Below are 9,480 nucleotides of genomic sequence, written 5' to 3'. Positions count from 1 at the left end.
GCATCACCCTCGACGCCGGCCTCGCCGACACCGTCACCTGGTACCGCGACAACCGCACCTGGTGGGAACCCCTCAAGACCACACCCACCGCATGAGCTGACAACCGCCTGAGCTGACAACGCCGCGGGTGGTGGTGCCGACGTGTCGAGATCGTCGGCGCCACCACCCGCGGCGGTTGTGTCTTCGGTCAGCGGCCTCCGGCGCGGAAGACCTCCGAGACGGTGCGGAGCACCACCTTGACGTCCAACCACAGCGACCAGTTCTCGATGTAGTAGTTGTCGAACCGGGCCCGGTCGGAGATCGGGGTGTCCCCGCGCAGGCCGCTGACCTGCGCGAGCCCGGTGAGCCCAACGGGAACCCGGTGGCGTGCCGCGTAGTCCGGGTATTCCGCCGAGAACTTCTCCACGAAGTACGGCCGTTCCGGCCGCGGCCCGACCACGCTCATGTCGCCACGCAGGATGTTCCACAACTGGGGCAGCTCGTCCAGCGACGTCCGGCGCATGAACCGGCCGATCGGGCCGACCCGGTTGTCGTGCGCGATGGACCAGTTGGTCTGGGACTCCTGCTCGTTCACGGGACGCATCGAGCGGAACTTGATGACGTTGAACGGCTTGCCGTACCGGCCGATCCGCTCCTGGTAGAAGAAGATGCCCTTGCCACCGTCGATGAACGTGGCGAGGGCGCAGAGCAGCAGCACCGGGCTCAACAGCAGGAGCGCGACCCCGGCGAACAGCATGTCCGACGCGCGCTTGATGGCCCACCGCGGGCCGGTCAGCGTGATGTCACCGATCTTGACGATCGGGAACGCGCCGATGTGGTCGGGGTAACCGCTGTGGGAGCGTGAGCCCCACAGACGCGGCACGGCCCAGAGATCGCAGCGGGAGCTGCGCGGCTGCAACAGGGTTTCCATGAGCGTGGTCTCGTCGCAGTCCGGGTCGGCGATGATCAGGACTTCGCACTCCGTCAACCGGACGAGGTGTTCGAGGTCCGACATCGACCCGCTCAGCGGCAGCGCACCGTTACCCTGGCGCGACGCGACGTCGACACAGCCGGCGTACCGCAGGCCGTACTGCGGGTAGCGGCGCAGCAGCCTGGCGATTTCGAGGCCGATCGGGCCGCCGCCGACGACGAGCGCGTTGTGCTCCGCCCAGCGACGCTTGCGGGACAGGACGGTGAACGACCTGCTGGCCGCACGCCCGAGGATCACGAGCCCCGCCGACAGCGCGACGCCGCGCATGAACCCGCCGACGTACGCCACCGAGGCGTGACGTTCGGCCGCGATGATGGCCACCACCGAGGCGGCGGCCAGCAGGCGCCCGCAGAGGCTCGGCAGCTCGTCGAGGATGCTCACGTGCCGGCGCGGCCGGTAGAGGCCGCCGGTCGCGAAGAGGGCCACGGTCAGGGCCGCGTTGGCCATCGTCCCGCGCCAGTAGCTCTGGGTCAGCACCAGCGGAGCGATGAGCGCGACGGCGTCGACGGGCGCGATCATCATCCAGGCCCGCAGCCACCGGGTCCGTGACGAGGTGCGGGACCGCGCGTACGGCAGGACGGCCGTGGTGCCCAGGCCGGGCGTCTCGACCTTCGCCTGCGCCCGAATCCGCGGCTCCCTGGTCTGGGGCACGGGTGGGGCGCCGCCGTACAGACGGGCCCCGTCGCCCGGCATGTCAGTCTCGTCCCCGCCGACTGGCGGCGGCGTGGACGAATGGCTGGTCGCCGGCTGGCCTGGCACTAGTGGACCTCCCCGTGAATGCCCTCGGTCACGCATCCCGACCGTAAGGGCGACCGAACTCTACGATCGACCGGGTCGAGTCACCATAGCCGGCAAGTCAGTTCCTCCTCCTACTTTGCGGCGGAGAGGATTCCCGGAACGTTGTCGTTGCGGACCGCGTCGAAGACCTTGGCTGCCTTGTCCTTGTCGGCGAGCACGACGCTCTCGGTGCCCATCGTGCCGGTGCCCTTCACCGGGCAGGTGAGGAACGTCAGGTTACCGCTGCGCAGGTCACGCATCTCGGAGGCGAGATCAATCAGGTTCAACTTCTTGTCCACGGCGACCGCGTCCGCCGTCGCCTTGACGAAGGAGTTGAGCTTGGCCGGGTTGGCGAGCGTCCCGCCGGACGCCGCCTTGTCCAGGATCGCCTTGATCACCTGCTGCTGGTGCCTGATCCGGGCGAAGTCGCCGTCGGCGAAGGCGTGCCGTTCGCGTGCGTAGTCCAGCGCGGCCGCCCCGTCCATCTTCTGCCGTCCGGCCTTGAACGTCCGGCTGCCGTTGAGCGCGTACAGCGTGGTGAAGCCCTTCTCCACGTCCACGGTGATGCCGCCGAGCGCGTCCACGATCTCCTTGAAACCGCTGAAGTCGACGATCGTCACGTGGTCGATCCGCACGCCGGTGAACTTCTCCACCGTCTGCACCAGCAGCGGCACGCCGCCCCACGCGAACGACGCGTTGATCTTCGCGTCCTTGCCACCCCGGCCGCTCGAGGACTTCGGCACGCTGACCCAGGTGTCCCGGGGGATCGAGATGAGCTGGGCGCTGGACCGGTCCTTCGGCAGGTGGGCCACGATGATGGTGTCGGTGCGGGAGCCGGACTCGTTGCCCGGATCGCGGGAGTCGCTGCCGAGGATCATGATGTTCATGGCGCCCTGGGCGTTCTCACCAACCTGCGGACGGTCGGCCTCCGGCACACCGTCGAAGGCGTCGACGCGCTCGATGCCGGAGTTGATGGAACGGAAGTACAAACCTCCGGCGATCATGCCGCTACCGCCGAGCAACGCCAGGACCACGAAGGTGATCAAAGCGACCTTTTGCCACCGGGGACGCTTCCGCCGCGCCTTCTTGGTCGGCTCCGATGGTTGCTGCGGCGCGATGAACTGGGTCTCGGGCTCCGCGTACTCTTGGCGATACTGCATGCCGCGATGCTACTGATTCCGGGTTACAGGCATGTACCCCCGTCCGGGTCATCGGATCCGCGACCCGACCGAAACTTCTCCGACGATCGTTGGCCCGAACCCGCTATGAAGCAGCGGTGGACGCCATCCAACCACGCAGAGCCCTCGCCGGCACGCCGTTCGCCCCGGTCGGCGGCCACTGGCACCCGGGCGACGGCAGCGGCGGAGGGTGGTAGCCAGGTGCGACTGACGTCGATCCACACGTACCCGGTCAAGGGTTGTCACCGGCTCGACCACGACGGCGCGTTCGTGCGGCCGTGGGGTCTGGCCGGCGACCGGCGCTGGATGGTCGTCGACGCCGACGGCGTCGGCGTCACCCAGCGGGACACCACCCGGCTGGTCGGCCTGCACGCCAGCGTTCGCCCCGGGGGTCTGACGCTGCGCGCCGCCGGGCGGGCCGACCTCGACGTGCCCGAGCCGACCGCCGGCGATCCGGTCGCGGTGCGCACCTTCCGCCACCGCACCATCCCGGTCCCGGCTCTGCCGGCCGGTCGAGCGGCCGACGACTGGCTCGGTGCGCTGCTCGGCCGACCGGTCCGGCTGGTCTGGCTGGCCCGGCCGACCCGCCACCTGGCCGTCGAGGACCGCGACCACGACACCGGCGACGAGGTCAGCTTCGCCGACGCCTACCCGCTGCTGCTGACGAACACCGCCTCCCTCGACGTCCTCAACGAATGGCTGGCCGAGGCGGCGGAGGAACCGCTGCCGATGACCCGGTTCCGACCCAACCTGGTCGTCGACGGGGCACCGGCCTGGGCCGAGGACGACTGGGTGGGTCGATCGCTGCGCATCGGTGACCTGCGGTTTCGGGCCGCCGGGCCGTGCGCCCGCTGCGTGGTGACCACGACCGACCAGGAAACCGGGGTACGCACGCACGAACCGCTGCGCACCCTCGGCCGCCACCGCAACGTCCAGCGGAAGATCCTCTTCGGACTGAACCTGGTACCGCTCGACAGTGGACCGCTGGCCTTGGGGGCCGCGCTCGTCCTCGCGCCCTGACCGGTCACCGCGACCCTCGATCGGGAACGCGCCGATCACCGTCCGTCGACGCTGTCTTAGCTTTGGCTTAGCCGGCTTGTCGCCTCGCGCCCGGTTCCGGCAGCATCGCCGTCGTGACGGACGCAAGCGTTGTCGACATCGACATCGACCTGGACCGGGCTCCCGAGGTCCGGCCCCGGTCGTCGTCGCGCTCGACGCCCTGGCTGGTCGCCACCGGCGTCACAGTTGTCGCGGCGGCACTGGGGCTCACCCTGACCCTGCGGTCGGGCTCCGCCCCGGCCTGTGCCGCCGGCCGGACGCTCGCCGCCGCACCGCCCACCGGCACCGCCACCCACAGCGGCAAGGCCACCTTCTACGACTCGAACGGCGCTGGCGGCAACTGCTCGAACCCCGCTGCCCCGGCCAACCGCCTCTACGTCGCGCTCGGCCCGACCGAATACTCCGCCGGCGCCGCCTGCGGTGGCTTCCTCGACGTGACCGGCCCGAAGGGCACCGTCCGAGTGCTGATCATGGACCAGTGCCCGGAGTGTGTGCCCGGGCATCTCGATCTGTCCCGCGAGGCGTTCGCCCGGATCGCCGAGCCGGTCCAGGGTCTCGTCCCGGTCACCTACCGCGCGGTGGTCAACCCACCGCTGCCCGGCCCGCTCACCTTCCGGATCAAGGAGGGCGCGTCGCAGTTCTGGTTCGCCGTCCGCGTCGGCAACCACGGCAACCCGCTGCGGTCGGTCGAGGTCCGGCAGCGGGACAGCGATCCGTGGCGCCCGGCCGCCCGGCAGGACTACAACTACTGGCTGATCCCCTCCGGCGCCGGGGCCGGGCCGTTCACCATCCGCGTCAGCGACGTGTACGGAAACCGCGCCACCGTCGGCGGCATCCGGATGGCACCCGCCCAGGTGCAGAACAGCGCGGTCCGCATGTACGGAAGTGTCGGCGCGGCGGCCACCCCGCGCCCGGCCGCGTCGGCCCGGCCGCCCGGCAACCGACCCGCCGGTACGCCGACGCCGGCCCGCCGACCGGCCGAGGTGGCGAAGGCGAGCGCGCCGGCCACCGGCACGCCGAGCACCCCGCCGGTCGCGGCGAACGCCCGCTGGTGCGCGGGCTGACCGCTCAGTCTGGTGCGCGGGTGACCGCTCAGTCGACAGGCGTCAGGTCGAGCCACATCAGGATCTCGTCCCGGTCGTCACCGGGCGCCACCCGCAACGCGCCCGGCAACCGGCCGATCTCCCGGTAGCCGAGGCGAGCGTAGAACGTGTCCAGCCCCAACCCGTCGCGCACCGTCACGTGCAGCGCCTCGTGGCCGAACCGCCTGCCCAGCCGGGCGGCCTCGACCATCAGCGCCGAGCCGTACCCGGTGCCCTGGGCGTCCGGGTGGACCATCACCCGCTTCAACACACACCAGTGCGCCTTGAGCGGGAAACGGTTGTCACTGAAGACCAGCAGGGCCACCAATCGGTCGCCGGAGTATCCGACAAGCAGGCGGTCCGGTCCGTCGGTGATGCCGGCGAAGGTCGGGTCGGCGAGCACGTGGACGTCGGCGACGGTCACCGGCGGGACGAAGCCGACCGCGCCGCCAGCGTTGCTGGCGTCCGCCCAGAGCGCGACGATCTCGGCGCGCAGCCGCGGGGTCAGGTCGGGGTCGAGGACGAAGCGCAGACTCACGCTCGCCATCCTGACCTGCCGACCAGGCCCGCGACCCTCGACAGTGACGCGCCCGACAACCGCAGTCGGGGCGCGTGGTGCTCGGTGGCCTGTGGTGCTCGGTGGCCTGTGGTGCTCGTTGATCTGTGCGGGAGAGGGGACTCGAACCCCTACGCCCTTTCGGACAATAGGACCTAAACCTATCGCGGCTGCCGTTACGCCACTCCCGCCAACCCGCTGAGTCTAGAACGTCCGGCTTCGGCGATGTCGAGCCCGGCCTCCCGGCGGCTGGTCCAAGGCCGCGCCGGGGCTCTCCGCCTCAGTCCAGGCCGAGGTCGCGGCGGAGCTTCGCGACGTGCCCGGTGGCCTTGACGTTGTAGAGCGCTCGCTCGACCTTGCCGTCGGCGTCGATCACGAACGTCGAGCGGATCACGCCGGTGACGGTCTTGCCGTACAACTGCTTCTCGCCGTACGCGCCGTAGGCGGTCAGCACCGCCCGGTCCGGGTCGGACACCAGCGGGAAGGTGATCGCGTCGCGCTCGCGGAACTTCGCCAGCTTCTCCGGCTTGTCCGGGGAGATGCCGACGACCTCGTACCCGGCTGCCTGGAGTGCGGCGAGCGAGTCGCGGAAGTCGCAGGCCTGCTTGGTGCAGCCGGGGGTCATCGCCGCCGGGTAGGCGTACAGGATCACCCTGCGACCGCGCAGGTCGGCGAGGGAGAGTTGGTCACCGGTGTCGGTGGCGAGGGTGAACTCGGGCGCGGGGTCACCGGGGGAGAGGCGGTCGGGCGTGGTCATGGCCCGACGATACCGCCGCCCGACCGGGCGCCTGCTGTCGCTGGCGGCGTGGCCTGGGTCGGTTGGGCGCTGTCACCGGCGGCGAGGGCAGGATGGCGGGTCGATCACCTGGGCGGCGGACCGCCGCAGGGTTTGGTCGGCCGGAAAGGTGATCAACACCTCGCGTTGTTGCCAGAGTCTGGCAACAACGAGTGTTGGGAAATAGGCTGACGCACGCTGGTCCGGTCGGGCCCGCTGACGTGTGGGAGGTCGCGTGGAAACACTGGCGATGCACATCTCGAACGGGATCATCGACGGTCCGGTGGCAGCGATCTTCGCTGCGCTCGCTCTTGCCGCGCTCACCTTCTGCGTCCTGCGCGGCCGGCGTGACCTGGACGACCGGCTGGCACCGATGGCGGGCCTGGTGGCCGCGTTCATCTTCGCCGTCCAGATGCTCAACTTTCCGATCTTCACGGCCGGGGTGAGTGGCCACCTGCTCGGCGGCGCGCTCGCCGCCATGCTTGTCGGCCCGTGGGTCGGCGCGCTCTGCGTGTCAGTGGTGCTGGTCGTGCAGGCACTGATCTTCGGTGACGGCGGCGTGGCGATGCTCGGCCTCAACATCACGAACATGGCGCTGCTCGGCACCGCCGCGGCATACCTGCTGATCGCGCTGTTGCTGCGGGTGCTGCCCCGTACGCCGGCCGGTCTGGCCGTGACCGCGTTCGTGGCCGCGACGCTCAGCGTGGTGGTCGCGTCGCAGGGCTTCGTCCTGGAGTACTGGCTGGGTGGCACCACCGACCTGGGGAGCAACCTGACCGGCCTGGCCGGCACGATGGCCGGCGTCCACCTGCTGATCGGCATCGGCGAGGGCCTGATCACCGCGACCACCGTGCTCACCGTCGCGAAGGTGCGACCCGACCTGGTGTACGCGCTGCGCTCGCTGCGCGCACCCGCCGCCCCCGCTGTCCCGGTCGCCGGAGGTGTCCGATGAAGAACCGCTCCTGGGCCTTCCTGGCCGCTGGCCTGCTGGTCGCCCTGCTGCTCGCCGGAGTGGTGAGCAACTACGCCTCGTCGCACCCGGACGGGCTGGACTCGTCCCTACTCAAGGGCTGCACGGTCGACGCCGAGGACAACATCGTCGGCGGCAGTTGCCCGGCCCAACAGGCCCGAGACCACGAGTTCGCCGACAGCCCGCTCGCCGACTACGGCGTGCGCGGCGTGCGGAACAGCTTCGTCTCCACCGGCCTCTCCGGGGTGCTCGGCGTGCTCGTCACCTTCGCGATCGGCGCCGGCGGTTTCTGGCTGCTGCGCCGCCGGGGCACCACGCCGACCGGCGGCGACGCCACGCCGACCGGCGGCGACGCCACGCCGACCGGCGGCTACGCCACGACGCCCGCCGAGGACGACGCGGCGACGTCGCGCGTCAGCTGAGCAGGGAGTACGCGGAATGGGTGCCGGTCACGGGCACGTGCTGTACCGCGAGGCGGACTCGCCGGTGCACCGGCTCCCGCCCGAGGTCAAGATCGTGGCGATGGTGGTCTTCACCCTCGCCGTGGTGGCCACCCCACGCGAGGCGTTCTGGGCCTTCGGCGCGTACGCCGTGCTGGTGGCGGCGGTGGCGGCGCTGGCCCGGGTGGGGCCGCGGTGGCTGCTCAGCCGGGCGCTGATCGAGCTGCCGTTCGTACTGTTCGCCGTGGCGCTGCCGTTCCTCGGTGCCGGCGACCGGGTCGAGGTGCTGGGCCTGCGCCTGTCCGAGGACGGGCTGCACGGCGCGTGGAACATCCTGGCCAAGGGCACCCTGGGTGTGCTCGCCTCGCTGTTGCTCGCCGCGACGACCACCACCCGGGACCTGATCGTGGGGTTGGACCGGCTGCACTGCCCGCAGGTGCTGACCCAGATCGCCACGTTCATGCTGCGCTACCTCGACGTGCTGGTGGGTGAGGCACGGCGGATGCGAGTGGCCCGGATCTCCCGGGGTGACGATCCGCGCTTCCTGTGGCAGTTACGCGGCTTCGCCGCCGGGATCGGGGCGTTGTTTCTGCGTGCCTTCGAGCGCGGCGAGCGGGTCTACCTGGCGATGCTGTCGCGGGGCTACACCGGGCGGATGCCCGCCGTGTGGCAGGGCGACGGTGCCGCGAGCGCCGGTCAGTGGCTGGTCGCGGCGACTGTGCCGGTGTTGGCGGCCTCCATCGCCGCCACCGCCGTCGTGCTGTCATGATCGGTGTCGTGCAGACCGCTCTCTCGCTGGACGTTCGGGGCGTTCGCTACACGTACCCGGATGGGCACGTCGCCCTGCACGGGGTGGACCTGGCCGTGCCGCGTGGCGACCGGGTGGCGTTGCTCGGGCCCAACGGCGCCGGCAAGACCACGCTGGTGCTGCACCTCAACGGCATCCTCACCCCGACCGAGGGCACCGTGAGCGTCGGCGGGCTGACCGTGACGCCGGATCGGGCCACCCTGGCCGAGGTGCGCCGCCGGGTGGGCATCGTCTTCCAGGACCCGGACGACCAGCTGTTCCTGCCCACGGTGGCGGAGGACGTGGCGTTCGGGCCGGCGAACCTGGGTCTGCGCGGTGCCGAGTTGGCCGCCCGGGTGGACGAGGCGCTCGACGCGGTGGGGATGGGTGCGCACCGCGACCGGGCCCCGCAGCACCTCTCCTTCGGGCAGCGCCGCCGGGTGGCGGTGGCCACCGTGCTGGCCATGCACCCGGAGATCCTGGTGCTCGACGAGCCGTCCTCGAACCTGGACCCGGCGGCCCGTCGGGAGCTGGCCGAGATCCTGCGCGGCCTGCCGGTGACGCTGCTGATGGTCACGCACGATCTGCCGTACGCGGCGGAGCTGTGCGAACGATCGGTGATCCTCGACGGCGGCCGGATCGTAGCCGACGCCCCCACCAACACCCTGCTGAACAACACCCCCCTGCTAACCCAACACCGCCTGGAACTCCCCCAAGGCTTCACCCCAAACCCCTAACCCCACCCACCCCCCCACCCTCGTTGATCATGAGGTTATTGCCCTTCTCCCGGCCTTGGGGTCAAGGGGTGAGTGCAATCGTTAGGTAGCGATGAGGTGGTCCAGGCGTTCGGCTGGGGTTGCCCAGTCGAGCGTCTGGCGGGGGCGGG

The 9,480-nt window shown here is 70.8% G+C and carries 10 protein-coding genes and 1 tRNA gene; 6 read left to right on the top strand and 5 right to left on the bottom strand.

What is annotated here, in order from left to right:
* Nucleotides 1-187: 187 nt before the first annotated feature.
* On the bottom strand, nucleotides 188-1,663 hold the full coding sequence (locus tag AB0B57_RS36610) for a sugar transferase (RefSeq protein ID WP_357081000.1): 1,476 nt from the start codon (nucleotides 1,661-1,663) through the stop codon (nucleotides 188-190).
* 176 nt (nucleotides 1,664-1,839) lie between these two features.
* Nucleotides 1,840-2,907, bottom strand: coding sequence for an LCP family protein (locus tag AB0B57_RS36605; protein ID WP_357080997.1), 1,068 nt, complete (start codon nucleotides 2,905-2,907; stop codon nucleotides 1,840-1,842).
* Between the two features lie 219 nt (nucleotides 2,908-3,126).
* On the opposite strand from AB0B57_RS36605, the gene AB0B57_RS36600 reads away from it, so the two are divergent.
* A complete protein-coding gene (locus AB0B57_RS36600; protein ID WP_357080995.1) occupies nucleotides 3,127-3,945 on the top strand; it encodes an MOSC N-terminal beta barrel domain-containing protein in 819 nt (272 codons plus the stop codon).
* 113 nt (nucleotides 3,946-4,058) lie between these two features.
* Complete coding sequence (locus AB0B57_RS36595; RefSeq protein WP_357080993.1) at nucleotides 4,059-5,048, top strand: expansin EXLX1 family cellulose-binding protein; 990 nt, start codon at nucleotides 4,059-4,061, stop codon at nucleotides 5,046-5,048.
* A gap of 28 nt (nucleotides 5,049-5,076) precedes the next feature.
* Here the strand turns inward: AB0B57_RS36595 and AB0B57_RS36590 are convergent, their stop codons facing one another.
* From AB0B57_RS36590 to bcp, 3 genes are all read right to left on the bottom strand, one after another.
* Complete coding sequence (locus tag AB0B57_RS36590; protein ID WP_357080990.1) at nucleotides 5,077-5,604, bottom strand: GNAT family N-acetyltransferase; 528 nt, start codon at nucleotides 5,602-5,604, stop codon at nucleotides 5,077-5,079.
* Nucleotides 5,605-5,730: 126 nt separating this feature from the next.
* Nucleotides 5,731-5,813 (bottom strand) — tRNA-Leu (locus AB0B57_RS36585).
* An 89-nt stretch (nucleotides 5,814-5,902) separates the two neighbouring features.
* The gene (gene bcp, locus AB0B57_RS36580; protein WP_357080986.1) at nucleotides 5,903-6,379 is read right to left on the bottom strand and encodes a thioredoxin-dependent thiol peroxidase; all 477 of its coding nucleotides are present in this window, start codon (nucleotides 6,377-6,379) and stop codon (nucleotides 5,903-5,905) included.
* A gap of 253 nt (nucleotides 6,380-6,632) precedes the next feature.
* On the opposite strand from bcp, the gene AB0B57_RS36575 reads away from it, so the two are divergent.
* From AB0B57_RS36575 to AB0B57_RS36560, 4 genes are read left to right on the top strand one after another with little or no spacing between them, the layout of a single operon-like run.
* On the top strand, nucleotides 6,633-7,349 hold the full coding sequence (locus AB0B57_RS36575; RefSeq protein ID WP_357080983.1) for an energy-coupling factor ABC transporter permease: 717 nt from the start codon (nucleotides 6,633-6,635) through the stop codon (nucleotides 7,347-7,349).
* Nucleotides 7,346-7,789, top strand: coding sequence for a PDGLE domain-containing protein (locus tag AB0B57_RS36570; RefSeq protein ID WP_357080980.1), 444 nt, complete (start codon nucleotides 7,346-7,348; stop codon nucleotides 7,787-7,789). The genes AB0B57_RS36575 and AB0B57_RS36570 overlap by 4 nt, the downstream gene beginning before the upstream one ends.
* 16 nt (nucleotides 7,790-7,805) lie before the next feature.
* Complete coding sequence (cbiQ, locus tag AB0B57_RS36565; RefSeq protein WP_357080977.1) at nucleotides 7,806-8,576, top strand: cobalt ECF transporter T component CbiQ; 771 nt, start codon at nucleotides 7,806-7,808, stop codon at nucleotides 8,574-8,576.
* Nucleotides 8,573-9,331, top strand: coding sequence for an ABC transporter ATP-binding protein (locus tag AB0B57_RS36560; protein WP_357080974.1), 759 nt, complete (start codon nucleotides 8,573-8,575; stop codon nucleotides 9,329-9,331). The genes cbiQ and AB0B57_RS36560 overlap by 4 nt, the downstream gene beginning before the upstream one ends.
* Nucleotides 9,332-9,480 lie beyond the last annotated feature (149 nt).

It is taken from the genome of Micromonospora sp. NPDC049101, from assembly GCF_040648675.1.
Taxonomy (GTDB): domain Bacteria; phylum Actinomycetota; class Actinomycetes; order Mycobacteriales; family Micromonosporaceae; genus Micromonospora.
Note: the sequence above shows the minus strand (reverse complement) of the source record. Positions and strands in the feature narration are given on the sequence as shown.

What these genes read in the sequence shown, in the direction of transcription:
- AB0B57_RS36610 (WP_357081000.1), bottom strand. Translation starts at nt 1,663, where the DNA reads ATGCCGGGCGACGGGGCCCGTCTGTACGGCGGCGCCCCACCCGTGCCC.
- AB0B57_RS36605 (WP_357080997.1), bottom strand. Translation starts at nt 2,907, where the DNA reads ATGCAGTATCGCCAAGAGTACGCGGAGCCCGAGACCCAGTTCATCGCG.
- bcp (WP_357080986.1), bottom strand. Translation starts at nt 6,379, where the DNA reads ATGACCACGCCCGACCGCCTCTCCCCCGGTGACCCCGCGCCCGAGTTC.
- AB0B57_RS36570 (WP_357080980.1), top strand. Translation starts at nt 7,346, where the DNA reads ATGAAGAACCGCTCCTGGGCCTTCCTGGCCGCTGGCCTGCTGGTCGCC.
- cbiQ (WP_357080977.1), top strand. Translation starts at nt 7,806, where the DNA reads ATGGGTGCCGGTCACGGGCACGTGCTGTACCGCGAGGCGGACTCGCCG.
- AB0B57_RS36560 (WP_357080974.1), top strand. Translation starts at nt 8,573, where the DNA reads ATGATCGGTGTCGTGCAGACCGCTCTCTCGCTGGACGTTCGGGGCGTT.